Here is a 25,499-nt window from a genome sequence, read left to right as displayed (position 1 = left end):
TAGCGTTAAGGGCTGCCCGGCCTGTTCTGTCAGTGCTTATGGCGGTTTAACCGGTCGAGGCAGCCCATCAAAAACGCCGACAAGACGAAAGTGAGATGGATAATGACGTACCACATCAGCTTGTTATCCGGCACGTTTTTCGCATCCATAAATACACGCAACAGATGAATGGAAGAGATAGCAACAATCGAGGCCGCAACTTTGTTTTTCAGTGAGGTCGCATCCATCTTCCCCAGCCAGTTCAGTTTTTCCCGTCCCTCAGCGATATCGAGTTGCGAGACGAAATTCTCATAGCCGGAAAACATCACCATTACCAGCAGTCCCCCGACCAGCGTCATATCCACCAGGGACAGCAGCACCAGAATCAGGTCAGCTTCTGCCATCGAAAAGACATTGGGCAGAACATGAAAAATTTCCTGAAAGAATTTTAGCGCCAGCGCAACCAACGCCAGCGACAAACCAAAGTAGACCGGGGCCAGCAGCCAGCGAGACGCATACATAACGTTTTCGAGAAAGCGTTCCATAAATTCCTGTGATGTTGCAAAAACCGGGCGACAGTATATCCCAATTGCGCAACATCAGATCAACATCCTCCTTAAACATCGTCGGGATTGATCCACGGGCGCTGATACTCGGGCCACACCAGCGCCACCAGCGATGGATACGCCTCGACGCTAAACTCCCGGAAGCACTGGCGTAAGTTCAGCACATCAAGATCGGAATGGGGAACTTTTTCGCCGTTGAGACAGCGTTTTTTTATCGTGTCGTAGTATTTATACACCGCTGAATTGAGATCGCTGCAGCGTCGCTGGGCGTCAAACAGTCCTGGCGTGTCATTCAATTGCGCCATCGTCATGCGTTTTATTGTTGCGTGAAGGAAATCAATATATTCGTGATTGACGCGCCAGTACCATACCGGTGTAATAGCATTCATCAGCGCGGAGAAATGGTCCTCCCCCTCTTCTTTAGTCAGCGGTATTGATTGAGTCTCAGAGGTCAGTTCTTCAGCGTTGTGCGGTTTATTAAACTCGCGCATTAATAAAAGCACGCCGCCGGTCAACAATAGCAAGGTAATGACAGAATAAAAAATACTGTTCATAGAATGACTCCATTTTTTTTGATTCTAAAATTACCCCATGTTATTGTCAACGCGACCTGCCAAATAAAAATAACTATACATTTGATATTAAAGGATATTGTGACATGCTGCCTGAGCACCTTGTCCCACCGCGTTTTCATCTGTCAGCGTCAGGTCAGACGGAAGAAACAGTAGAAAATAATGATAATTTCACTCAGGGAAAAACAACCCTCAGTGATTATGAGGCCGATATCTTAATTAGCACAACCGCCACCGGGCAATCTAAAAATATCCTACTCGAAGAACGTGACCGTCATTTTAAAGAACGTCTTGAGCGAGTAGCGAAAATTGAGACTTTCGCTCGGGTTATTAATGCGTTACAGGCTGAAGGCGATATCGATGCCCAGACCTTAAGTAAAATAATCACTGAAATGACCACGCATATAAATGAAAACGGCAACGAAATTTGGCTTAACTTAATTACCCGGGAGAAAGACTCACCCCTTTTCTATTCTCTGGACGACGAACAATGATTAAAGATGTTGAAGATAACAATGTCTATTTGGCTTTAGATGAGAATAAAAGCGATCAATTTATCTTAAAGCAGAATCTTGCCGCACTCATCGCCAATAAAAATGCGGTCCTCGAAAGCGTGGCGCAAGAAGTGACTTCTATTCCTGCGGCGCTGGTTCGTCTGAAATGGCAAAACCGGCGGGAAATATACGCGCTTCAGGTGAAGGAAGAGATTTATGGCGCGGCGATCAACGCCATTATCAAACAGAACCCGGCGCTGGGTGACAAAATCATGGCGCGACTGGAGAGCACCTGGCAGCATTTGCTGGCTCGTGAGACCGCCACGCTGCGACTGACGCGCAAACTGGCCGAAGGAAACACCCGCACGATTACCATCACTACCGTTGCGCTCAATGAACGTCAGGTGCAAACCCGGCGCGATGGGCAATAAAAAAGCCGGGTAGCGATAACGCCGTACCCGGCCTTTCTTTCATTGTGCCCATGGCGACAACGATTATTTCGCTTTCGCGACCTCTTCGCCGACCAGACCGATCTTCAGATAACCAGCCTGATGCAGCGTGTCCATCACCTTCATCAGGGTTTCATAGTCGACGGTTTTATCCGCACGGAAGAAGATCGTGGTGTCTTTCTTCCCTTCGGTCAGCGCGTTCAGTTCTGCCACCATGGTCTCGTCCGTCACCGGATCGTTACCAATGAACATGCTGTTGTCCGCTTTGACCGACAGATAAACCGGTTTTTCCGGACGCGGTTGCGGCGTACTGGAGGACGCGGGCAGATTGACCTTCACATCCACTGTCGCCAGCGGCGCAGCCACCATAAAGATGATCAGCAGTACCAGCATAACGTCGATAAACGGCGTCACGTTGATTTCATGCATTTCACCGTTATCGTCCAGATTTTCATTAAGACGCATTGCCATGAAACATTACCCTACACGTAATTTCTGCGCGGTACGCACCGGACGGGCAGATGCGCTTGCATCCAGATCCAGGTCGCGGCTTTGCAGTAACAGCACCTGTGCCGCTACATCGCCCAGCATCGCTTTAAGACCGCCAATCTGACGGGCAAAGATGTTATAGATAACCACCGCAGGAATGGCCGCAACCAGACCGATGGCTGTCGCCAGCAGCGCTTCAGCAATACCGGGGGCGACGACGGCGAGGTTAGTGGTCTGCGTTTGTGCAATCCCGATGAAACTGTTCATGATACCCCAGACCGTACCGAAGAGACCGACAAATGGCGAAATCGCCCCGATGGTCGCCAGGTAGCCATTTCCGCGCCCCATCTGACGTCCCGCTGCCGCAACGCGACGCTCCAGACGAAAACCAGTACGCTCTTTAATGCCTTCGTTGTCTTCACTGCCCTGAGACAGTTCCAGTTCGTTCTGCGCTTCATTGAGCAATTGGGTGCTTAAGCTTTTGGCGCCAAAGTTTGCTGCGATATCGCTTGCCTGATCCAGAGAGCGGGCGTCCGCCAACAGCTGCTGTTCGCGTTTAAGCCGACGCTTCAGGGAGAAGAATTCAACGCTCTTACTGAAGAAGATAGCCCAGGTGACCACTGACGCCAGAATCAGACCAATCATCACGCACTTAACCACGATATCGGCGTGCTGATACATACCCCAGACGGAAAGATCCGTCTGCATCAAATTATTACCCACTCTGTATCTCCAGGACGCAAATCACAAATTCTGAGCGTAATAATATCAAAACGACGTCGAATTGATAGTCGTTCTCATTACTATTTACATAGTGCCGCACCTTTGGTTTCTTTTCCTTGCGCTTACGCAGTAAAACGTCACGGGAGGCGATTTTGATAAAATATTGTGCTTTATCCCGTTCCTGGGGATGCGCATTTTTCCATTCGTGATAGTTTAGACGTCCAGACGTATAAAAACAGGAAACCCAACATGGCAGATAAACAACTGGACACCCGACTGGTCGGCGCAGGGCGCAGTAAAAAATACACGCTGGGCTCAGTGAATAGTGTGATTCAGCGCGCTTCTTCGCTGGTTTTTGAAACGGTCGAAGCCAAAAAGCACGCCACCCGCAACCGCGCCAACGGCGAACTTTTTTACGGGCGCCGCGGCACATTAACCCATTTCTCGCTGCAGGAAGCGATGTGTGAACTCGAAGGCGGCGCTGGCTGTGCGCTCTTCCCCTGCGGCGCGGCGGCCGTCGCCAATACGATTCTGGCTTTTGTCGAACAGGGCGATCACGTGCTGATGACCAATACGGCCTATGAGCCGAGCCAGGATTTCTGCACCAAAATCCTCGGCAAACTGGGTGTGACCACTGGCTGGTTCGATCCGCTGATTGGCGCTGACATAGTTAAGCATCTTCAGCCCAACACCAAAGTCGTTTTCCTCGAGTCTCCGGGTTCCGTGACCATGGAAGTCCACGACGTCCCGGCAATTGTCGCCGCTGTCAGACGCGTTGTGCCGGACGCCATCATTATGATCGATAACACCTGGGCGGCGGGTATATTGTTTAAAGCCCTCGACTTCGGTGTTGATATTTCGATTCAGGCTGGGACCAAGTACCTGATTGGTCACTCGGATGCCATGGTCGGTACCGCCGTTTCGAACGCCCGCTGTTGGGATCAACTGCGCGAGAATGCCTATCTGATGGGACAAATGGTCGATGCCGATACGGCCTATATGACCAGCCGCGGGCTGCGCACCCTGGGCGTGCGTCTGCGCCAGCATCATGAAAGCAGTCTGAAAATTGCCGAATGGCTGGCAGCCCATCCACAGGTCGCGCGGGTCAATCATCCGGCGTTACCAGGCAGTAAAGGACACGAATTCTGGAAACGTGACTTTACGGGGAGCAGCGGCTTGTTCTCGTTTGTGCTGAATAAAAAGCTCAATAATGACGAGCTGTCCGCTTATCTGGATCACTTCAGCCTCTTCAGCATGGCCTATTCGTGGGGCGGTTTTGAGTCGCTGATTCTGGCCAATCAGCCTGAACAGATTGCAGAAATTCGCCCGGAAGGAGGTGTGGATTTCAGCGGCACACTGATTCGTCTCCACATTGGTTTAGAGAATGTTGACGATCTGATTGCAGATTTAGCCGCCGGATTTTCCCGCCTCGTGTAAAATTGACGCCAATGGACATCTATGCAGACACGTCGAACGAAATTGTCTGCATTTGTTGCGCCCGGGATCAAGTCATCCGGGTCCGTTCAGGAGTACAATAGGATTATTAAGGCGTAAACGCTGTTCCACAGGAAAGTCCATGGCTGTCATTCAAGATATTATCGCTGCGCTCTGGCAACATGATTTTGCCGCGCTGGCGGACCCACATGTTGTTAGCGTCGTCTACTTTGTGATGTTTGCCACGCTGTTTTTAGAGAATGGCCTGTTACCGGCCTCATTTTTGCCCGGCGATAGTCTGCTGCTCTTAGCAGGCGCATTGGTCGCGCAAGGCGTCATGAGCTTTGTTCCTACCCTGCTGATCCTGACGACAGCGGCCAGCCTCGGCTGTTGGCTCAGTTATATTCAGGGACGCTGGCTGGGCAATACGCGAACGGTAAAAGGCTGGCTGGCGCAACTTCCGGCGAAATACCACCAGCGCGCGACCTGCATGTTTGACCGTCACGGTCTGCTGGCGCTGTTGGCAGGCCGTTTTCTGGCGTTCGTGCGCACACTACTGCCAACCATGGCGGGGATTTCCGGGCTCTCTAACCGTCGCTTCCAGTTTTTCAACTGGCTGAGCGGGCTGCTGTGGGTCGGCGTGGTCACCAGCTTTGGCTACGCACTTAGCATGATCCCGTTTGTGAAGCGCCATGAAGATCAGGTCATGACCTTCCTGATGATCCTGCCCATTTTTCTGCTGGCGGCGGGGTTGATCGGCACGGTGGTGGTGGTGATTAAGAAGAAATACTGCAGCGCCTGACCTGAATCCAGCCGGATGACACGACGTTCATCCGGCTGACTCACAATAACGTTAACTCCCCTGCATAGTGCGGATCCGCGCCGCATCTTCCCCCGGCGTCACCCCGAAATAGCGCTTAAATTCACGACTAAACTGCGACGCGCTTTCATAACCCACCCGCATTGCCGCCGCGCTGGCCTTCATGCCGTCGTGAATTATCATCATCCGCGCTTTATGTAACCGATAGGTTTTCAGATACTGCAACGGCGATGTGCTGGTCACTGACTTAAAATTATGATGGAACGCAGAAACGCTCATATTGGCTTCGGCCGCCAGTTGCTCGACGTTGAGGTTTTCGGTGTACTTATTTTCAATGCGTTTGAGCACACGGCTAATCAGGCTGAAATGGGTCTGGCGACTCACCAGCGCCAGCAGCGCGCCGCCGCGTGGCCCGGTCAGAACGTGATAGAGGATTTCACGGATAATCTGTTTACCGAGGATCCGTGCGTCCAGCGGTCGCTCCATGACGTCGAGCAGACGTTCCGCCGCGCAGAGGATCTCTTCTGAGAGCGTGGCGGAGTTGATCCCACTTGCCGCCATCGACGGCTGAAAGTGTTCGTCTTCGCCAATGTCCATCAGCAGTTCCTGCAATTGCAGGATATCGACATTGATGCGAAATCCGGCGAGCGGTACGTCCGGAGTCGCATAGGTTTCACATTCGAAGGGTAAAGGTACGGTCAGCAGCAGGTATTCATTGGCGTCATAACGGAAAACCCGCTCATTGATGTAACCGATTTTATGACCGGAAAAGAGAAATATGATGCCGGGGTCGTACATCACGGGTGTCCGTAAACCCGGTTCAGTACCGTACAGCAGACGGATGTCCGGCAGCAGCTCATTGAGCTTATGTTCATTGTTTTTCAACTGCTTAACTTTATCTGTCAGCAGTAAACAGATCTCTTCGCGGTTCATAACGGGTTATTTTCTCAACGGATGACGACGCCTTGATTGTGCGCAAATTTATCGCTTTTCTCCAGCGCCCTGGAGAAATGGGCAAGACATTGGCAGAAATGAGCATTGAGAGGATAGCCGCGCACGACCACAATGTTCTCCATCCGGCAGACCCTCCTGCCCTCTTTTTTTACCCACATAAGGGAACGAGCAATGAATAACTTTAATCTGCATACCCCGACCCGCATTCTGTTTGGTAAAGGCGCAATCGCTGAACTGCGCGCACAAATCCCACAAGACGCACGCGTGCTGATCACCTACGGCGGCGGCAGCGTGAAAAAGACGGGCGTACTGGCGCAGGTCCAGGAGGCGCTGAAAGGCCTGGACGTGCGCGAATTTGGCGGCATTGAGCCTAACCCGTCGTATGAAACGCTGATGAACGCAGTCAACATCGCCCGTGAAGAGAACATTACCTTCCTGCTGGCCGTCGGCGGGGGTTCTGTTCTTGATGGCACCAAATTCATCGCTGCTGCCGCCCACTATGCGGATGGCGTTGACCCGTGGCATATCCTGCAAACCAGCGGTAGCGATATCAAAAGCGCAATCCCGATGGGTTCTGTGCTGACGCTGCCGGCGACCGGTTCTGAATCCAACAAAGGCGCGGTTATCTCGCGTAAAACCACCGGCGACAAACAGGCCTTCCATTCTGCCCATGTGCAGCCGGTCTTTGCGGTACTGGATCCGGTTTATACCTACACCCTTCCGCCACGTCAGGTGGCGAACGGTGTGGTTGATGCGTTTGTGCATACCGTTGAACAGTACGTCACATATCCGGTTGATGCCAAAATTCAGGATCGCTTCGCGGAGGGCATTCTGCTGACGCTGGTGGAAGATGGCCCGAAAGCGCTAAAAGACCCGGAAAACTACGATGTACGTGCGAACGTTATGTGGGCAGCCACCCAGGCGCTGAACGGCCTGATTGGCGCAGGCGTGCCGCAGGACTGGGCAACCCATATGTTGGGCCATGAACTAACAGCGATGCACGGTCTGGATCACGCTCAGACGCTGGCGGTCGTACTGCCCGCACTGTGGAATGAAAAACGCGATACCAAACGCGAAAAACTGCTGCAATATGCAGAGCGCGTGTGGAACATCACCGACGGTTCTGAAGATGAGCGTATTGATGCCGCGATTGCAGCCACCCGTAATTTCTTCGAGCAACTGGGCGTCCCGACTCGCCTGTCTGGCTATGGCCTTGACGGCAGTTCAATCCCGGCTCTGCTGGCGAAACTGGAAGAGCACGGCATGACGCAACTGGGTGAGCATAAAGACATTACCCTGGATGTCAGCCGCCGCATTTACGAGGCAGCGCGCTAAGCTTTTTTCACCTCTGACTTTCGTTTTTGGGCATTTCGTCCAGACTTAAGTCACCTTACATCACCGGAGTCCCCCTCCGGTGATGAGCACATGAAGGAGGAAAAATGGCAAACCAAACCGTAATTAAGCTTCAGGATGGCAATGTAATGCCCCAACTGGGGTTAGGCGTATGGAAAGCCGGTAACGACGAGGTCGTCTCCGCCATTCATAAAGCACTGGAAGTCGGCTATCGGTCCATAGATACCGCCGCCGCCTACAAAAATGAAGACGGCGTCGGCAAAGCGTTAGCCAGCGCAGGTCTCCCCCGCGATGAGTTGTTCATCACCACCAAGCTATGGAATGACGATCAGAAACGCCCCCGCGACGCGTTGATGGAGAGTCTGGAAAAACTCCAGTTAGATTATCTCGACCTGTATCTGATGCACTGGCCGGTTCCGGCAATCGATCACTATGTTTCCGCCTGGCAAGGCATGATCGATCTGCAAAAAGAGGGGCTGATTAAGAGCATCGGTGTGTGTAATTTCCAGGTCAACCACCTCCAGCGCCTGATTGACGAAACGGGCGTTACGCCGGTGATTAACCAGATCGAACTGCATCCGCTGATGCAACAGCGCCAGCTACACGCGTGGAATGCGACGCACAAAATCCAGACGGAATCCTGGAGTCCGCTGGCACAGGGTGGCGAAGGCGTTTTCGATCAAAAAATCATTCGTGATCTGGCGGATAAATACGGTAAAACACCGGCGCAGATTGTCATTCGCTGGCATCTGGATAACGGTCTGGTCGTGATCCCGAAATCCGTCACGCCATCGCGTATCGCCGAGAACTTCGACGTCTGGGATTTCCGACTCGACAAAGACGAACTTGGTGAGATTGCGAAGCTCGATCAGGGCAAGCGCCTGGGGCCCGATCCGGATCAGTTCGGCGGCTAATTCCCTTCTCTTTTAATAAGCCCGGTGTTTACCACCGGGCAACCCCATTATCGCCCGGCGACTTTGGTACGCTTTTTGTTGGCGGCTGGCGTCTGACGCTGATGCGCCACCGGCGTATGCTTGGTCAGCGCCGGACGGGTGTTACGGTTCTGACGGCGCGCTTCGCGCATCTCTTCCAGCGTCGGCGCCGGTACCAGACACTCACGACGTCCACCAATCAGATGTTTTTTCCCCATCTCTTCCAGCGCCTGACGGATCATCGGCCAGTTAGCCGGATCGTGGTAACGCAGCAGCGCTTTATGCAGACGACGCTGCTTATCTCCCTTCGGCACCACCACATCTTCACTCTTATAGCCAATCTTACCCAGCGGGTTTTTGCCGGTGTAATACATGGTGGTCGAGTTGGCCAGCGGCGACGGATAGAAGTTCTGCACCTGATCGAGACGGAAGCGATGTTTCTTCAACCACAGCGCCAGATTCACCATATCCTCGTCACGCGTTCCCGGATGCGCGGAGATGAAGTACGGGATCAGATACTGCTCTTTCCCGGCCTGCTTCGAGTAGAGATCGAACAGTTGTTTGAAGCGGTCATAGCTGCCCATACCCGGCTTCATCATCTTCGACAACGGCCCTTCTTCGGTATGTTCCGGCGCAATCTTCAGATAACCGCCGACGTGGTGGCTAGCCAGCTCTTTGATATAGCGCGGATCTTCCACTGCGATGTCGTAACGCACGCCGGAGGCAATCAGGATCTTCTTGATGCCTTTCAGATCGCGCGCGCGGCGATAGAGGTTGATCGTCGGCTCGTGGTTGGTATCCATATGCGGACAGATATCCGGATAAACACACGACAGGCGACGACAGGTCTGTTCTGCGCGCGGTGACTTACAGCGCAGCATATACATGTTGGCCGTCGGTCCGCCGAGATCGGAGATCACGCCGGTAAAACCCGGCACGGTATCGCGGATCGCTTCAATCTCATTGATGATTGAATCTTCAGAACGGCTCTGAATAATGCGTCCTTCGTGTTCGGTGATCGAACAGAACGAGCAACCACCGAAACAGCCGCGCATGATGTTGATCGAGAAACGGATCATCTCGTAGGCCGGGATGCGGCTGTTGCCGTATGCCGGGTGTGGCACGCGCTTATACGGTAGGGCAAAAACGCTGTCCATCTCTTCAGTAGAGAGTGGGATCGCCGGCGGGTTGATCCAGATGTAGCGATCGCCATGCTTTTGCATCAGCGCACGCGCACAGCCTGGGTTGGTTTCATGGTGCAGGATCCGCGAAGCGTGCGCATACAGCACTTTGTCGCCCTTCACTTTTTCAAAGGACGGCAGCAGAACGTAGGTTTTTTCCCACGGTTTCGGACGCGCGGGCTGCACGGTAATGGCTTTCGCTTCCTGCTTTTTCGGGGAAACCGGTTTGTTGTCGGCGCACGGCAAATCTTCACCATACGGATGCGGGATCGGATCGATTTTCCCCGGCGTATCCAGACGCGTGGAATCGACACCGCTCCAGCCAGGCAGCGCTTCTTTCACCATAATCGCCGTGTTACGCACATCGCGGATCTGATCGATGGTTTCACCCATCGCCAGTCGGTGCGCCACTTCCACCAGCGGACGCTCGCCGTTGCCAAACATCAACATGTCGGCTTTTGAATCCACCAGCACGGAACGGCGCACAGTATCAGACCAGTAATCGTAATGCGCGGTACGACGCAGGCTCGCTTCAATACCACCGAGGATCACCGGCACATCTTTCCACGCCTCTTTACAGCGCTGGGTATAGACCAGCGTGGCGCGGTCCGGGCGCTTGCCCGCGACGTTATCCGGCGTGTAGGCATCGTCATGGCGCAGGCGGCGATCGGCAGTGTAGCGGTTGATCATCGAGTCCATGTTGCCAGCGGTTACGCCAAAGAACAGGTTCGGTTTGCCCAGACGCATAAAGTCGTCTTTGCTGTTCCAGTCCGGCTGCGCAATGATGCCGACACGGAAGCCCTGTGCTTCCAGCATTCGACCACAAATCGCCATACCAAAACTCGGGTGATCGACATAGGCGTCGCCGGTTACCAGAATAATGTCGCAGCTATCCCAGCCAAGTTGATCCATTTCGTCGCGTGACATCGGCAAAAAAGGAGCGGGACCAAAACAGGCCGCCCAGTACTGAGGCCAGGAGAAGAGATCTCTGTCTGGCTGGATCAGGGATATTGCGCTCATAGTGCTTCCAAAAATGGTAAAAAAATAATCAAAGGCCGGCGATTATATGCCGGAACGAATGAGAAATCGAAGGATAATCTCTCTCGCATCGTCGCGAGAGAGAGGAGGATTACGCCGCCGGATTCACCAGAATCTGACCGATTGAACCACGGTCCGCCATTTCCAGCGTCTGGCTGTGGAAGTAAAACGGGAAATGCGCCCAGGACGGCTGTCCGTAGTAAACCAGCAGCTCTACCTGCCCATCCACCCAGACGGTATCTTTCCAGCCACGATCTTCCGGGAATGGCATCGCGCCGTTGACGTTACGCACGAGGAACGACACCCCTTCAATGTGGAATGACTGCGGCATATCGGCCCGCACCGTCCAGCGCTCCCAGGAACCCTGCTGCGCAGTGATATCAATGCGGTTGACGTCCCATAACTGGCCGTTAATGCCTGGATCGTCGCCCAGACTGATGTCGCGACTGCGAATTGGCGTACCGCTCATGATCTCGGTCGGCAGCAGACGCATCGGCAGGCTGTCGGTCACCAGTGGCAACAGACCAGTTGGGCGCAGCGTTAACACCAGCGTGGACACCAGAATGCTCGACGGTTCAAAGAACCCCCGGATCCGGTCGACAATGCTCGCTGCCTCACCACAGGTAATCGACACTTCATCGCCATTGGTCATATCAACCAGAATTTCGCGGCGCTCGCCGGGTGCCAGCGACAACTGTTTTACTGACACCGGTGCCGGCAAAAAGCCCTGGTCGCCGGAGATAACATGCAGCGCGCGACCGTCGCTCATCTGCAACTGATAACGACGGGAGTTAGAGGCATTCAGCAAACGCAGACGCACCCAGCCGCGGGACACTTCCACGTAAGGGCTTTGGACGCCGTTGACCAACAGCGTATCGCCGACAAAACCGCCGCTGCCAGGCTCGCTGTATTCCGGCGTGCCGAAGTTATCCAGCCGCTTGTCCTGAATAATAATCGGGAAGTCATCGACACCGTAATGGTTGGGGATCGGCAGCGATTTACTGACCTCATCTTCAACCAGCCACATCCCGGCCAGGCCATTATAAACCTGCTGCGCGGTACGGTTCGGCGTATTGGCGTGGTACCACAGCGTGGCGGCGTTCTGGCGGATGGGCAGTACCGGCGCCCAGTCCGCGTTTGGCGACATCATGCGCGCCGGACCGCCCATCAGCGGACCCGGCACCTGAAGACCGGCGATAGTCATCGAGACGTTTTCTGCCAGACGGTTACTGTAGATCAGCTTAACGTCATCCCCTTTCCAGACGCGGATCGTCGGCCCGAGATAACGCCCGTTAATCCCCCAGACCGGCGCTCGCGTGCCCTGGGTAAAGGACCAGTGCGAACGCTGCAGCGTCATAAACAGCGGCTGGCCCCGGCGGGACTCCAGTAGCGGCGGAACGGGCAGCGGCTGTTGCTGACCGGCAGCATGGGCCCTCAGCGGAACGGCACCTGCGCACAGCGCGATCCCCGATGCCTGAATGAACTGACGCCGACTGAGTGACATATAAGCTCCATGTAAAACTGGCTAAATTACGGGCAGGAACTCGTTTCCTGCAAAAACTCGTCATACTCCAGGCTGCATGCGCGTTGGCTTGCAGCACGAATGAGTAAGCATTTATCGCTGAATCACACTTTTCCGGCGGCTTCGCGCTCGGCGACTTCTTTATCCAGTTCAGCGATCTTTTGTTCCATCAACGAGCGGCAGTGCGCGGCCAGTTCACGAACCTGATCTTTGCCATACTGACTGATATCCACCGGCGGCAGCATCTCCACAATCACCAGACCATTCTTCAGGCGATTCAGATTAATTTTATTCGAGGTATTGGAAACGCACACCGGAATAATCGGGACGCCGGCCGCAATCGCGGCATGAAACGCCCCGGTTTTAAACGGCAGCAGGCCACGACCCCGGCTGCGGGTGCCTTCCGGAAACATCCAGATGGAGATACGACGCTTTTTAAAATGATTCACCACTTCAGCAATCGTGCCGTGCGCTTTTGCGCGGTTATTACGGTCGATCAGCAGGTTCCCTGTCAACCAGTAAAGCTGACCAAAAAACGGGATCCACAACAGGCTCTTCTTCCCGACGGTCACGGTGGGCGGCTGCACGATATTCGCGGCGGTCACCATATCGTAGTTATTCTGATGGTTAGCGATATAGATAGCGTTGCCGTAGCTTTCCGCATCCGCGGGTTTACGGCACTCTACCTTCAGGCCGAACAGCGGCGCCAGGCGACCAAACATATGCCCGAAGGTCGCGACGTGTTTTGGGTTACGCGGGCTCAGCAGGCAGTAAAGAGAACCGAAAACACAAACCAGAATGGAATAGATAACGGTAATAATAAGTCGAAAAATAAATAGCATAACAACCTCTGAAGGCCTAAGAGCCCGGGATTCTACGTCACCTGCTATCAGGTTAGGGTATTGTTAATGTGGCTCTCTGGAAAACTGTATTGTTAATCGCGACTCACGAATAAACAACGGTTTTACGGGAAATTTTACTGTCATCCGGCCTGGCGGTATCGTTACAACCGCAGGCCGGATAAGGTATTAACGCCGCCATCCGGCACGATAGTGTTGCCTGATGGCGGCGCGTTGCCTCTTATCAGGCCTACTTATGCCTTCAGGCGTTTAACAGCATTTTACTCTTCGCTGTCGCCACTGCTGGCACGACGCGGCGAATCAATGTCGATGCGATCGATGCGTTGCAAACCGCGCATCAACGTCCCGCGACGGCCGCGCTCGCCGGTCACTTTCTGCAATTCCTCAGGGCGCAGCTTGATTTTGCGTTTCCCGACGTGAATCGTCAGCGTACTTTGCGGCGGCAGAACATACAGCAGCGCCAGCGCATCGTCACCACGCGCCGCATCCGCAGACGGAATGTTGATGATCTTATTCCCTTTGCCTTTCGACAACTGCGGCAGATCGCTGACCGGGAACATCAGCATACGTCCGGCCGTCGTTATCGCCAGCAGCATATCCGTTTCATCTTCAATCACCACCGGCGGCATCACGCGGGCGTTTTCCGGCAGCGTGATGAGTGTCTTACCGGCACGGTTGCGCGCCACCAGATCGTTGAACGTACAGACAAAACCGTAACCCGCATCGGATGCCATCAGCAGTTTCTGCTCATCGCCTTCCATCAGCATGTGCTCAACGGTCGCGCCTGGCGGCAGCGTCAGTTTGCCGGTCAACGGTTCGCCCTGACCGCGCGCCGACGGCAGCGTGATCGGATCAATGGCGTAACTACGTCCGGTGGTATCGATAAACACCACTGGCTGGTTGCTCTTCCCTTTCACAGCGGATTTAAAGCTGTCGCCCGCTTTGTAGTTCAGTCCCTGTGCGTCGATGTCATGACCTTTGGCGCTACGCACCCAGCCCATCTGCGACAACACGATCGTCACTGGCTCAGACGGCAGCATGTCGTGTTCGCTCATTGCTTTCGCTTCTTCGCGCTCGCGAAGCGGTGAACGACGATCGTCACCATAGGCGTCGGCATCGGCCTGCAGCTCTTTCTTCAGCAGGGTATTCATTTTGCGTTCAGACGCGAGGATCGCCTGTAGCTGATCGCGTTCTTTCGCCAGTTCATCCTGCTCACCGCGAATCTTCATCTCTTCCAGTTTGGCGAGATGACGCAATTTCAGTTCGAGGATCGCTTCGGCCTGCGTTTCGGTAATACCAAAACGCGACATCAGCGCGGGTTTCGGCTCATCTTCCGTACGGATGATCTCAATGACTTCGTCAATATTGAGAAACGCCACCAGCAAACCTTCCAGGATATGCAGGCGTTTGAGGACTTTCTCGAGGCGATAGTTCAGGCGACGACGCACGGTATCGCGACGGAACGCCAGCCATTCGGTGAGGATCTCCAGCAGGTTTTTCACCGCCGGACGCCCGTCAAGACCGATCATATTAAGGTTAATGCGATAGCTCTTTTCCAGATCGGTGGTGGCAAACAGGTGGTTCATCACCTGTTCCATGTCCACGCGATTGGAACGCGGCACCACCACCAGACGGGTCGGGTTTTCGTGGTCTGACTCATCGCGCAAATCGTCTACCATCGGCAGCTTTTTATTGCGCATCTGCGCGGCGATTTGCTCCAGCACGCGCGCGCCGGAAACCTGGTGCGGCAGCGCGGTAATTACCACCGCGCCGTCTTCTTTCTTCCACACCGCGCGCATGCGCACGGAGCCGCGCCCGTTTTCATAAATTTTACGAATCTCGGCGCGCGGGGTAATGATTTCCGCTTCGGTCGGGTAGTCCGGGCCGTGGACAATATCCAGCACCTCGTCCAGCGTGGTTTTCGGCTGCTCAATCAGGGTGATCGCGGCTTTTGCCACTTCACGCAGGTTGTGCGGCGGAATATCGGTCGCCATGCCGACCGCGATACCGGTTGTACCGTTAAGCAGGATGTTCGGCAGACGCGCAGGCAGCATTTTCGGCTCCTGCATTGTTCCGTCGAAGTTTGGCACCCAGTCAGCGGTTCCCTGGCCGAGTTCACTCAGCAGCAGTTCGGCGTATCTGGACAGGCGGGATTCGGTATAACGCATCGCCGCGAAGGATTTCGGATCGTCCGGCGCCCCCCAGTTCCCCTGGCCATCAACCAGCGGATAACGGTAAGAGAACGGCTGCGCCATCAGCACCATGGCCTCATAGCAGGCGCTGTCTCCGTGCGGGTGGTATTTACCCAACACGTCGCCGACGGTACGGGCGGATTTTTTAAATTTGGCGCTGGCATTCAGCCCCAGCTCTGACATCGCATAGACGATGCGGCGCTGAACGGGTTTCAGACCATCACCAATAAACGGCAACGCCCTGTCCATGATGACGTACATGGAGTAATTCAGATAGGCGTTTTCCGTGAATTCATGCAGCGCAAGGCGCTCTGCCATATCGCTCATTAATCGTGATTCCTCAACTGTAAGCCCGCCAGATACCCGGTATCTTTTCAGGCAATATTGCCGCAGATACTACCTTATCTGACGCGTTGAGTCACAAAGAAAAGGGCCGCGAACGCGGCCCTGACAGGGATTATTTGCTGACTTTACTGATTTGCTTCACGTCAATTTCAACGGAATTCCAGTCTTTATCCACTTCACCCTGAATTTCAACGGTATCCTGCGGGGTAACCGTCACGCCATTCCAGCGTTTGTGGTCGATATCGACATTGATGGTGCCTGTCGCATCTTTAAACAGATAGAGGTCATCGGAAATACGTTCAACGATGTTGCCGCGCAGCGTCACCCAGGTGTCATCACGCAAGGATTTCGCACTTTCTACCGTCGTGCTACTACCGTTAGGCCCCTGGAAGCCGCCGCTCTGCGTTTGCGTCGCGGACGGGCCAGAAAAACCACCCTGCTGCGCGGCCAGAACCGGTGCGGAGCAGAGCGCCATGACGGCAACAATTGCAGCCAGTTTTTTCATGATCATTTCTCCCTTTGATGTCATTTCACATCCATTAAATACGGTAATCCTTAACAAGTTCTTAAGGCAAAAAAAGTCTCTTTTTTTGCTGTACATCACGTGCAACATCGCGGTTTACTTGCCTTTATCACAGCGGGTGCAGGGATGAAAATATGCGAATTTTACTGGTTGAAGATGATGCGTTGATTGGTGACGGCATTAAAACCGGGCTGAGTAAAATGGGCTTTAGCGTCGACTGGTTTACCGAAGGTCGTCAGGGAAAAGAAGCGCTCTACAGCGCGCCTTACGACGCGGTGATCCTCGATCTCACGCTGCCGGGAATGGACGGGCGCGATATTCTGCGCGACTGGCGCGAACAGGGAAAGCGCGAGCCGGTGCTGATCCTCACCGCACGCGATGCGCTGGCCGAACGCGTCGAAGGGCTTCGACTCGGGGCCGATGATTATCTGTGTAAACCCTTTGCACTGATAGAAGTCGCCGCCAGACTGGAGGCGCTGATGCGTCGCGCCAGCGGTCAGGCCAGCAGTGAATTACGCCATGGGCGAGTGAGCTTACGTCCCGGCGATCGGGTCGCGACGCTGGCGGGTGAGCCATTGATACTCAAGCCAAAAGAGTTCGCGCTTCTGGAATTGCTGATGCGTAATAAAGGTCGCGTGCTGCCGCGCAAGCTCATTGAAGAGAAGCTGTATAACTGGGACGAAGAGGTCACCAGCAATGCCGTTGAAGTGCACGTCCACCATCTGCGGCGCAAACTGGGCAGCGATTTCATTCGCACCGTTCACGGCATCGGCTATACGCTTGGCGAGGCATCATCGTGACCCAGCGACTCAGCCTGCGCGTCAGGCTTACCCTCATTTTTCTGATTCTGTCAGCCATTACCTGGGCGGCATCGAGTTTTGTCGCCTGGAAAAAAACAACGGATAACGTCGATGAACTGTTTGATACCCAGCTGATGCTCTTCGCCAAACGCCTGGTTACGCTCGATATCAATGAACTGCACGCCACCGAACGGATGGCGCATACGCCAAAGAAATTCAAACACGGTCATGTTGATGATGATGCGCTGACCTTTGCCGTCTACACCACGGACGGCAAGATGGTGCTGCACGACGGCGATAATGGTCAGAACATCCCCTATAGCTACCGCCGGGAAGGCTTTGATGACGGCAAGTTAAATGGCGATGACGATAAATGGCGTTTTATCTGGCTGACTTCCTCCGATGGTAAGTACCGCATCGTGGTCGGTCAGGAGTGGGAATACCGTGAAGATATGGCGCTGGCGATTGTGACGGCGCAACTGGTTCCCTGGCTTATCGCCCTGCCGCTGATGCTGCTGTTGTTGATTATGCTGCTGCATCGGGAGCTCATGCCGCTTAAAAAGCTGGCGCAGGCGTTGCGTCTGCGCGATCCGGAATCCAGCGAGCCGCTCAGCTCACACGGCGTCCCGAGTGAAGTGCGCCCGCTGGTCGAATCGCTCAACCAGCTTTTTACCCGTACCCATAAGATGATGGTGCGCGAACGGCGCTTTACCTCAGACGCCGCCCACGAACTGCGTAGTCCGTTAACGGCGCTAAAAGTCCAGACGGAGGTAGCGCAGCTTTCTGATGATGATCCGCAAGCACGCGAGAAAGCGCTGATGCAACTCCATACGGGCATCGATCGTGCCACGCGTCTGGTCGACCAGTTGCTGACGCTTTCCCGTCTCGACTCGCTGGATAACCTGCAGGACGTCGCCACGCTCTCTCTTGAGGAAGTGCTTCAGTCTGCGGTAATGGACATCTGGCAACCCGCGCAGCAGGCGCAGATTGATGTGCGTTTGCAGATCAACGCTCATAATGTGACGCACACCGGGCAACCGCTACTGCTCAGTTTGCTGGTGCGCAATCTGCTGGATAACGCCATCCGCTACAGCCCCAAAGGTAGCGAGGTGGATGTCACGCTTGACGCCCGGCAGTTTACGGTCAGAGACAACGGCCCCGGCGTCACGGCAGAAGTCCTGCCTCACATTGGCGAACGCTTTTATCGCCCGCCCGGACAGCAGGTTACCGGCAGCGGGCTGGGCCTGTCGATTGTCCGTCGCATTGCAGCCCTGCACACAATGACAGTGTCGTTTGACAATGCGCCAGACGGGGGTTTTATCGCGACAGTGAAGTGGTAATCGTCGATTATTGCGCCAGATGCAAAAGACTTTGCACATTTTGCTAATTTCACCCTACCGGCTGTTGACGTAAAATTAGCCTCAAACGCATTTCAGAGGATTAATAATGAGCAACATCCTGATTATCAACGGCGCGAAAAAATTCGCACACTCCAACGGCCAATTGAACGACACCCTGACGGAAGTCGCTGACGGCACTCTGCGCGACCTCGGGCATAGCGTCAAAATGGTCCGCGCTGACAGCGATTACGACGTGAAAGAAGAAGTGCAGAACTTCGTCTGGGCGGACGTGGTTATCTGGCAAATGCCAGGCTGGTGGATGGGTGCGCCGTGGACCGTGAAAAAATACATTGATGACGTGTTCACCGAAGGCCACGGCACACTGTATGCCAGCGATGGTCGTACCCGCTCAGATGCTTCAAAGAAATACGGCTCCGGCGGTCTGATTCAGGGGAAAAAATACATGCTTTCTCTGACCTGGAACGCACCGATGGAAGCCTTCACCGATAAAGATCAGTTTTTCCACGGCGTGGGCGTTGATGGCGTTTATCTGCCGTTCCATAAGGCGAATCAATTCCTTGGAATGGAAGCGCTGCCGACCTTTATTACCAATGACGTCATTAAAATGCCGGATGTACCACGTTCTGTTGCAGAATATCGCGAGCATCTGCAGGCGATTTTTGGTTAACTGGTAACCTGGAATTAGAAGGAGTTAACCATGCTTACAGTTATTGCTGAAATCCGCACCCGTCCGGGACAACATCACCGTCAGGCCGTCCTCGATCAGTTTGCGAAAATTGTTCCAACCGTACTGAAAGAAGAAGGCTGCCACGGCTACGCGCCGATGGTAGATCATGCGGCAAACGTGAGTTTTCAGACCATGGCGCCTGATTCAATCGTGATGATTGAGCAGTGGGAAAGCATCGCGCATCTTGAAGCGCACCTGCAAACCCCGCATATGAAAGCCTACAGCGAAGCCGTTAAGGGCGATGTGCTGGAGATGAATATTCGTATTCTGGAATCCGGTATTTAAACATACCGCGTTGCGCCGGGTCAGCCATCAGCGTCAGACCCGGCAACAGCGACCTCAGGGCAACGCTTTTTTCAATCTCCGTACCGCTTCTTCAAGCTCATCCGCCGTTGGCGTCGCAAAAGACATCCGTAGCGTCCGTTTGTCCGGCTTATCACAGAAAAAGAACTCTCCCGGCACGAATACCACTTTTGCCTGCAGTGTGCGGGAAAGCCATGCCGTGGTATCAAAATCATCACGGAACGTCCCCCACAGGAACATCCCACCCTGCGGCATATGGAATGAGATATGCTCGCCCAGTTCGCTGCGAATCGCGTCCGCCAGCAAATAGCACTTCTCACGGTACGCCTGACGAATGAGCTGAATTTGATCGTCCAGACGGCCTAACGTCAAATAGCTGGCGGCCATTGCCTGCGAATGCGCGCTGGTATGCAGATCGGTCGCCTGTTTAACGATGGTCGCTTTTTGTCTGATCCATTCCGGCAGTACCACCCAACCCACACGCAGGCCTGGAGCCAGAATCTTGGAAAAAGTCGAGGTATAAATCACCTGCTCAGGGCATCCGCTCTCTCGGGCATGCTGGAACAGCGTTTTATAGGTCTCGTCTGTGAAATTGATTTCACCGTAGGGATCGTCTTCGATGATGGCAAAGTCATGCTGTTTCGCCAGTTGAACCAACTTCTGACGACGGGAATCACTAAGAACCACGCCACCGGGGTTACCGAACGTCGGCACGATGTACACAAACTTGATCGTGTTGTTCTGCAGCAAAACTTCCAGATCGTCTACGATCATGCCGTCTTTATCGGTACCGACAGACAGAATATCCGCCTGAGACAGTTGCAGCACCTGCAAGGCGGCAAGATAGGTCGGACGTTCGACGACCACTTTGTCGCCCGGATTGATCAGCGTTCTCACCAGAATATCCAGCGACTGCTGGGACCCATTGGTCACCAGAATGGCGTCGGACGCAGTCTGAATGCCTCGCTTCTGACACAACTGAGCGATCGCTTCCCGCAGAGGCGGAAAACCTTCACTCAGACCATACTGGAACGCATCCAGAAACTGGTTTTCCATCATGTTACGCGTGGCCATTTCCAGCCCTGTATTATCAAACAGTTCCGGGCTGGGAATGCCGCCGCCCAGCGATATCACGCCAGGCATTTTGCTATGTTTGAGTAATTCCCTGATAGCGGAGGGTTTAAGGGCGTCGACGCTCTTAGACAGATGTGTGTTGTTCATCCTGTTTCCTTATTATGTATTTTTGGCGTCCATCCCCGGTCAGTGCCATAACGTCAATCCGCGTTCTCGCCTCGATTGAGCCTAATAGACCTCTCTGGCAAGATCAATCAGATATCCTGAAAGCAAAAGGGTAAGCCATGATGGCTTACCCTTTTTATTAACAATGAAACGTATAATTACCCGTCGATATCTGCGAGGTCGCCTTTTTCCTGCAACCAGTTACGGCGATCTTCAGAGCGTTTCTTCGCCAGCAGCATATCCATCATGGCGTTAGTGCGCTGATCGTCCTCATCATCAATGACGAGCTGGACCAGACGACGCGTGTTGGGATCCAGCGTGGTTTCACGCAACTGCATCGGGTTCATTTCACCCAGTCCTTTAAAGCGCTGTACGTTTGGCTTGCCTTTCTTGCGCTTCAACTGTTCCAGTACGCCCGCTTTCTCTTCTTCCGTCAGCGCGTAATAAACCTCTTTGCCGAGGTCAATTCGGTACAACGGCGGTAGCGCGACGTAGACGTGTCCATGTTTCACCAGCGTGCGGAAATGCTTCACAAACAGCGCGCACAGTAGCGTGGCGATGTGCAGACCATCGGAGTCCGCATCCGCCAGGATACAGATCTTACCGTAACGTAACTGGCTCAGATCGTCGCTGTCCGGATCGATGCCGATCGCGACAGAAATATCGTGCACTTCCTGTGAGGCCAGTACTTCATCAGAAGAGACTTCCCAGGTGTTCAGGATCTTACCCTTCAGCGGCATGATCGCCTGATATTCACGATCGCGCGCCTGCTTGGCGGAGCCGCCCGCCGAGTCCCCTTCCACCAGGAACAGTTCGGTACGATTCAGATCCTGCGCGGTACAGTCCGCCAGTTTTCCCGGCAGCGCCGGACCGCTGGTCAGCTTTTTACGCACCACTTTTTTCGCCGCGCGCAGTCGGCGCTGAGCGCTGGAGATCACCATCTCCGCTAACTGCTCGGCTGACTGGACGTTCTGGTTCAGCCACAGGCTGAAGGCATCTTTCACCACACCAGAGACGAACGCTGCACACTGACGCGACGACAAACGTTCTTTGGTCTGTCCGGCAAACTGTGGATCCTGCATTTTCACCGACAGCACGTAGGCGCAGCGATCCCAGATATCTTCCGCTGAGAGCTTCACGCCGCGCGGCAGAATGTTGCGGTATTCGCAGAACTCACGCATCGCGTCGAGCAGCCCCTGACGCAGACCATTGACGTGCGTCCCGCCCTGCATGGTCGGGATCAGGTTCACGTAGCTTTCGGTCAGGAGTTCGCCGCCTTCCGGCAACCACAGCAGCGCCCAGTCGACCGTTTCCGTGTCACCGGAAAAATTGCCGATGAACGGTTTTTCCGGCAGCGTCGGCAGGCCGTTTACCGCTTCGCGCAGATAATCGTTCAGGCCATCCTGATAGCACCAGCGCTGTTCGCTGTTATTAACTTCATCTTTAAAGGTGATTTCAACGCCAGGGCACAGCACAGCTTTGGCTTTCAGCACGTGCGTTAAGCGCGAGACAGAAAAACGCGGGCTGTCGAAAAAGGTTTCGTCAGGCCAGAAATGGACGCTGGTGCCGGTATTACGCTTGCCGCAGGTGCCAACAACCTGCAAATCCTGAACCTTGTCGCCGTTCTCAAACGCAATGTTATACACCTGACCATCACGACGCACGTTCACTTCCACGCGCTTCGACAGGGCGTTGACCACGGAGATCCCTACGCCGTGCAGGCCGCCGGAGAACTGATAGTTCTTGTTCGAGAACTTGCCGCCCGCGTGCAGCCGACAGAGGATCAGTTCAACCGCCGGAACGCCCTCTTCCGGGTGAATGTCCACGGGCATGCCGCGACCGTCGTCGATAACTTCCAGAGATTGATCGGCATGTAAAATCACATCCACGCGTTTCGCGTGGCCCGCCAGTGCTTCATCGACACTGTTATCAATCACTTCCTGCCCAAGATGGTTAGGGCGGGTCGTATCGGTATACATCCCTGGGCGACGGCGTACCGGCTCAAGCCCAGTGAGTACCTCAATGGCATCAGCGTTATAAGTTTGCGTCATGGTTTTAATAGCAATTCGAAATGATTGTCAGCAACTGTGCAGTCCAAGGAAATCGACAATCGGGTTGAAATAATCTTCGAAGCCCGTGAATGCATGGTTTCCACCTTCAATAACAGTCTGGCGGCATGAGGCGTAATACGCCACTGCCTGGCGGTAGTCCAGCACTTCATCTCCCGTCTGTTGCAGCAGCCAGATTAAATCCGACGCTTCCAGCGGGTCGATCTGCATGACTTTAAGATCGTAAATATGGCGTGACTCTAGCACATATTGCTGCCCCGTGTAGGGGTTCTCGTTCTGACCGAGGTAGTCAGTCAACAGTTCAAATGGCCGGACAGCCGGGTTGACGACAACCGCGGGCAGCATAAAGCACTGTGACAGCCAGGTGGCGTAATAACCGCCTAATGATGATCCCACCACGCCCAGCGCCTCGCCGCCATGCTCCAGTACGATAGACTCCAGCATCTCTGCGGCATCGGCCGGATACGGCGGCAGCTGCGGCACAACCATCTCGACATGAGGATAGTGTTCGTGCAGCCAGTTTTTCAGCAGGCAGGCCTTCGCCGAACGGGGCGAGCTATTGAAGCCGTGCAGGTAAAGAAGCGTAGACATCAGTAGCCTTCAGAAGCGGTATCAGGTCGGAACTCAGTCCCTTGCAAACGACAGACGTCTGTTTTCAACGTACCGTCGGCAAACAGCTCCAGCGTACGCCAGCCAGGGCCGATGCTATCAAGGGTAAAGTTCGCACAATGGGGTTTGAACTGAACGCAGGTGGAGGGCGTCGCCAGCAGACGGCGGCCATTCCAGTCGAGATCCAGTTCCTGATGAATAGGCCCGCAAAGCAGATATTTCACGCGCGGATAATTCACCAGCACGTTGTCCAGTTCCGCCGCGTTACGCAGGCTGTGTTGATCCAGCCAACTGCATCCCGCAGGCATGGGGTGATGATGCAGAAGCAACAGAGTGTGACGCTCAGGGGCCGCAGCAAGTTTACGCTCCAGCCACTCGAGCTGAAATTCGCTCAGTTCACCGTGAGGTACGCCGAAGACCTGACTGTCCAGCAGCAGAATTTGCCACTGCTCGCCAACCATGACGCATTTTGCAGGGGAGATCCCCGCCTCTTGTAATGCGCTATACATCGCAGGCTGGAAGTCATGATTACCGGGCAACCAAACGCAAGGCGCACGAAAGCTTGCGATGCCTTCAGCAAAATGCTGATAAGCCGCAGAGGTTTGATCCTGAGCTAAATCACCTGTCGCCACGATCAGATCGTATTCCTGCCCCTCGGCATGAATGGCATCCAACACGGCCTGGTAGCTTTCCCAGGTGTTTACGCCCAATAGCGTTTCGTGCTTTTCGGCAAACAGGTGAGTATCAGTAATTTGTAAGATCCTGACCCTGGCCTCACCAGCCAGAGAAAGGTTTAACAGGCTTTCCAAATGGTGTCCTTAGGTTTCACGACGCTAGTAAACCGGAATCGCCATCGCTCCATGTGCTAAGCAGTATCGCAGCCAATCGGCCAGAAACTGATTAATTTGATGCTTTTCGTCGCGTTGATGCAACTTTTTATTTGGATAATCATACCGTGCTTTGAAGCGAAAGATCTGCTGACTTGAACACACTTCGGCGACCATTGCGTCATGGTAGAGCCGTACAGTCAGTGACGGCAGGCTCCAGTAGGTGATGGTCGGCGCCGTCTGCTCGATGGTCACCAGCGTGGTGTATCGGGTCGATTCAACGATCGTAATCCGATATTGTGCGTTGCCCACCTGGTAACTCACCGTTTCGCCAGGCGCATCATTACGCGGCAGCAGACGTCGCAGTTGCGAAAAGTTCGTTTCGCAAAGACGCATCATTTCAGGGAAGTCAGGTGTATAGCGCTTCATTTTTTCCACTCGTTTATTAGCTCTTTATAGTGCAGTTGCAGCCATTGCAGGGCGATGACCGAAGCCGCGTTATCAATTTTCCCCTCTTCTACCCAACGGTAAGCCTGCTCCCGGCTTACCACATGAACCCGAATGTCTTCGTTTTCATCAGCCAGACCGTGAATCCCGTTTGCGGTCGTGGCGTCCACTTCACCCACCATAATTGACGAGCGCTCACTGGTGCCGCCAGGGCTTGCCAGAAAACTGAGCACCGGTTTCGTCCGTTTTACCTCAATGCCGGCCTCTTCCATCGCTTCACGGCGGGCCACATCCTCAACGCTTTCACCCTCTTCGATCATCCCGGCCACCATTTCCAGTAGCCACGGCGTTTCACTGGTGTCATAGGCCGCGATGCGCACCTGCTCAACTAACACCACTTCATCCCGCTCAGGGTCAAAGGGTAGCAAGACTGCCGCATGGCCGCGCTCAAAAATTTCTCTACGCACTTCCTGGCTCATTTCACCGTTGAACAAACGGTGGCGAAAGCGATAAAGATCCAGCGAAAAAAAACCGCGATATAGCGTTTCTCGTGCAATAATTTCTACATCGTTTTTGGCGAAAGTTACTGGCGAGTTGCCTGATTTGCGCATTGTGCCGTCCTGTACCAATAGTGATTTAAATGTGAATTTCAAGGGCGTTTGACTGCCGTTTCATCGACCTTGTGGTAAAT

The 25,499-nt window shown here is 54.1% G+C and carries 27 protein-coding genes; 10 read left to right on the top strand and 17 right to left on the bottom strand.

Features of this window, described 5'->3' with window-relative positions:
- Positions 1-29: 29 nt before the first annotated feature.
- Complete coding sequence (locus KI228_RS03660; protein ID WP_042998148.1) at positions 30-524, bottom strand: TIGR00645 family protein; 495 nt, start codon at positions 522-524, stop codon at positions 30-32.
- Between the two features lie 71 nt (positions 525-595).
- Positions 596-1,099: an ESA_00282 family adhesion-associated protein gene (locus tag KI228_RS03655; protein ID WP_061070587.1), complete on the bottom strand. Its 504-nt coding sequence runs from the start codon at positions 1,097-1,099 to the stop codon at positions 596-598.
- Positions 1,100-1,203: 104 nt separating this feature from the next.
- Here KI228_RS03655 and KI228_RS03650 point away from each other — a divergent pair, with 104 nt between their 5' ends.
- Both KI228_RS03650 and KI228_RS03645 read left to right on the top strand, forming a co-directional pair.
- Positions 1,204-1,611, top strand: a complete 408-nt coding sequence (locus tag KI228_RS03650; RefSeq protein WP_042998150.1) for a hypothetical protein — start codon at positions 1,204-1,206, stop codon at positions 1,609-1,611.
- Entirely contained in the window at positions 1,611-2,042 is a 432-nt protein-coding gene (locus KI228_RS03645; RefSeq protein WP_043001747.1) for a hypothetical protein, read from the top strand. Before KI228_RS03650 ends, KI228_RS03645 begins: the two co-directional genes overlap by 1 nt.
- 63 nt (positions 2,043-2,105) lie before the next feature.
- Here the strand turns inward: KI228_RS03645 and exbD are convergent, their stop codons facing one another.
- Complete coding sequence (gene exbD, locus KI228_RS03640) at positions 2,106-2,531, bottom strand: TonB system transport protein ExbD (protein WP_042324207.1); 426 nt, start codon at positions 2,529-2,531, stop codon at positions 2,106-2,108.
- A 6-nt stretch (positions 2,532-2,537) separates the two neighbouring features.
- Positions 2,538-3,272 carry a tol-pal system-associated acyl-CoA thioesterase gene (gene exbB, locus KI228_RS03635; RefSeq protein WP_042998151.1) on the bottom strand — a complete coding sequence of 245 codons (735 nt, stop codon included), beginning with the start codon at positions 3,270-3,272 and terminating at the stop codon, positions 2,538-2,540.
- A 249-nt stretch (positions 3,273-3,521) separates the two neighbouring features.
- On the opposite strand from exbB, the gene metC reads away from it, so the two are divergent.
- Both metC and yghB read left to right on the top strand, forming a co-directional pair.
- On the top strand, positions 3,522-4,709 hold the full coding sequence (metC, locus tag KI228_RS03630; RefSeq protein WP_044255725.1) for a cystathionine beta-lyase: 1,188 nt from the start codon (positions 3,522-3,524) through the stop codon (positions 4,707-4,709).
- A 139-nt stretch (positions 4,710-4,848) separates the two neighbouring features.
- Positions 4,849-5,508, top strand: a complete 660-nt coding sequence (gene yghB / locus KI228_RS03625) for a DedA family general envelope maintenance protein YghB (protein WP_042998153.1) — start codon at positions 4,849-4,851, stop codon at positions 5,506-5,508.
- A 51-nt stretch (positions 5,509-5,559) separates the two neighbouring features.
- Here the strand turns inward: yghB and KI228_RS03620 are convergent, their stop codons facing one another.
- Together KI228_RS03620 and KI228_RS24460 are read right to left on the bottom strand one after the other, a co-directional pair.
- On the bottom strand, positions 5,560-6,459 hold the full coding sequence (locus KI228_RS03620; protein ID WP_042998154.1) for an AraC family transcriptional regulator: 900 nt from the start codon (positions 6,457-6,459) through the stop codon (positions 5,560-5,562).
- 14 nt (positions 6,460-6,473) lie between these two features.
- Positions 6,474-6,602, bottom strand: a complete 129-nt coding sequence (locus KI228_RS24460; protein ID WP_099433653.1) for a hypothetical protein — start codon at positions 6,600-6,602, stop codon at positions 6,474-6,476.
- A 49-nt stretch (positions 6,603-6,651) separates the two neighbouring features.
- Between KI228_RS24460 and yqhD the strand changes: the two genes are divergently transcribed.
- Together yqhD and dkgA are read left to right on the top strand one after the other, a co-directional pair.
- Positions 6,652-7,815 (top strand): alcohol dehydrogenase, encoded by a 1,164-nt coding sequence (gene yqhD, locus KI228_RS03615; RefSeq protein ID WP_042998155.1) that lies wholly within the window; start codon positions 6,652-6,654, stop codon positions 7,813-7,815.
- Between the two features lie 104 nt (positions 7,816-7,919).
- Positions 7,920-8,747 carry a 2,5-didehydrogluconate reductase DkgA gene (dkgA, locus tag KI228_RS03610; protein WP_042998156.1) on the top strand — a complete coding sequence of 276 codons (828 nt, stop codon included), beginning with the start codon at positions 7,920-7,922 and terminating at the stop codon, positions 8,745-8,747.
- Positions 8,748-8,794: 47 nt separating this feature from the next.
- Here dkgA and KI228_RS03605 read toward each other — a convergent pair whose 3' ends face one another.
- From KI228_RS03605 to KI228_RS03585, 5 genes are all read right to left on the bottom strand, one after another.
- Positions 8,795-10,966 (bottom strand): YgiQ family radical SAM protein, encoded by a 2,172-nt coding sequence (locus KI228_RS03605; RefSeq protein WP_044265606.1) that lies wholly within the window; start codon positions 10,964-10,966, stop codon positions 8,795-8,797.
- A 109-nt stretch (positions 10,967-11,075) separates the two neighbouring features.
- Complete coding sequence (ftsP, locus tag KI228_RS03600) at positions 11,076-12,488, bottom strand: cell division protein FtsP (protein WP_042998158.1); 1,413 nt, start codon at positions 12,486-12,488, stop codon at positions 11,076-11,078.
- Between the two features lie 122 nt (positions 12,489-12,610).
- Positions 12,611-13,348, bottom strand: coding sequence for a 1-acylglycerol-3-phosphate O-acyltransferase (plsC, locus tag KI228_RS03595; RefSeq protein WP_042998159.1), 738 nt, complete (start codon positions 13,346-13,348; stop codon positions 12,611-12,613).
- A gap of 278 nt (positions 13,349-13,626) precedes the next feature.
- Entirely contained in the window at positions 13,627-15,885 is a 2,259-nt protein-coding gene (parC, locus tag KI228_RS03590; RefSeq protein ID WP_061070588.1) for a DNA topoisomerase IV subunit A, read from the bottom strand.
- Between the two features lie 130 nt (positions 15,886-16,015).
- Positions 16,016-16,408, bottom strand: coding sequence for a YgiW/YdeI family stress tolerance OB fold protein (locus tag KI228_RS03585; RefSeq protein WP_042324346.1), 393 nt, complete (start codon positions 16,406-16,408; stop codon positions 16,016-16,018).
- Between the two features lie 152 nt (positions 16,409-16,560).
- On the opposite strand from KI228_RS03585, the gene qseB reads away from it, so the two are divergent.
- The 4 genes from qseB to KI228_RS03565 all read left to right on the top strand — a co-directional run bounded on the left by qseB (position 16,561) and on the right by KI228_RS03565 (position 19,599).
- The gene (qseB, locus tag KI228_RS03580; RefSeq protein WP_042998161.1) at positions 16,561-17,226 is read left to right on the top strand and encodes a quorum sensing response regulator transcription factor QseB; all 666 of its coding nucleotides are present in this window, start codon (positions 16,561-16,563) and stop codon (positions 17,224-17,226) included.
- A complete protein-coding gene (qseC, locus tag KI228_RS03575; protein WP_042998162.1) occupies positions 17,217-18,566 on the top strand; it encodes a quorum sensing histidine kinase QseC in 1,350 nt (449 codons plus the stop codon). Before qseB ends, qseC begins: the two co-directional genes overlap by 10 nt.
- Positions 18,567-18,672: 106 nt before the next feature.
- On the top strand, positions 18,673-19,254 hold the full coding sequence (locus KI228_RS03570; RefSeq protein WP_042998163.1) for an NAD(P)H-dependent oxidoreductase: 582 nt from the start codon (positions 18,673-18,675) through the stop codon (positions 19,252-19,254).
- A gap of 30 nt (positions 19,255-19,284) precedes the next feature.
- Positions 19,285-19,599, top strand: a complete 315-nt coding sequence (locus tag KI228_RS03565) for a putative quinol monooxygenase (RefSeq protein WP_042998164.1) — start codon at positions 19,285-19,287, stop codon at positions 19,597-19,599.
- A 54-nt stretch (positions 19,600-19,653) separates the two neighbouring features.
- Here KI228_RS03565 and KI228_RS03560 read toward each other — a convergent pair whose 3' ends face one another.
- From KI228_RS03560 to nudF, 6 genes are all read right to left on the bottom strand, one after another.
- The gene (locus tag KI228_RS03560; protein ID WP_061070589.1) at positions 19,654-20,838 is read right to left on the bottom strand and encodes an aminotransferase-like domain-containing protein; all 1,185 of its coding nucleotides are present in this window, start codon (positions 20,836-20,838) and stop codon (positions 19,654-19,656) included.
- A 176-nt stretch (positions 20,839-21,014) separates the two neighbouring features.
- The gene (gene parE, locus KI228_RS03555; protein WP_042998166.1) at positions 21,015-22,907 is read right to left on the bottom strand and encodes a DNA topoisomerase IV subunit B; all 1,893 of its coding nucleotides are present in this window, start codon (positions 22,905-22,907) and stop codon (positions 21,015-21,017) included.
- Positions 22,908-22,934: 27 nt separating this feature from the next.
- Positions 22,935-23,516: an esterase YqiA gene (gene yqiA, locus KI228_RS03550; protein ID WP_042998167.1), complete on the bottom strand. Its 582-nt coding sequence runs from the start codon at positions 23,514-23,516 to the stop codon at positions 22,935-22,937.
- Positions 23,516-24,343: a 3',5'-cyclic-AMP phosphodiesterase gene (gene cpdA / locus KI228_RS03545; protein WP_212807541.1), complete on the bottom strand. Its 828-nt coding sequence runs from the start codon at positions 24,341-24,343 to the stop codon at positions 23,516-23,518. Before cpdA ends, yqiA begins: the two co-directional genes overlap by 1 nt.
- A 24-nt stretch (positions 24,344-24,367) precedes the next feature.
- Complete coding sequence (locus tag KI228_RS03540; RefSeq protein WP_042998169.1) at positions 24,368-24,790, bottom strand: DUF1249 family protein; 423 nt, start codon at positions 24,788-24,790, stop codon at positions 24,368-24,370.
- A complete protein-coding gene (gene nudF / locus KI228_RS03535; RefSeq protein ID WP_042998170.1) occupies positions 24,787-25,419 on the bottom strand; it encodes an ADP-ribose diphosphatase in 633 nt (210 codons plus the stop codon). Before nudF ends, KI228_RS03540 begins: the two co-directional genes overlap by 4 nt.
- Positions 25,420-25,499 lie beyond the last annotated feature (80 nt).

Source organism: Citrobacter amalonaticus (assembly GCF_018323885.1).
In the GTDB taxonomy this organism is placed as follows: Bacteria; Pseudomonadota; Gammaproteobacteria; order Enterobacterales; family Enterobacteriaceae; genus Citrobacter_A; species Citrobacter_A amalonaticus.
The sequence above is the reverse complement of the archived record's forward strand: the minus strand, read 5'-3'. Positions and strand labels throughout refer to the sequence as shown.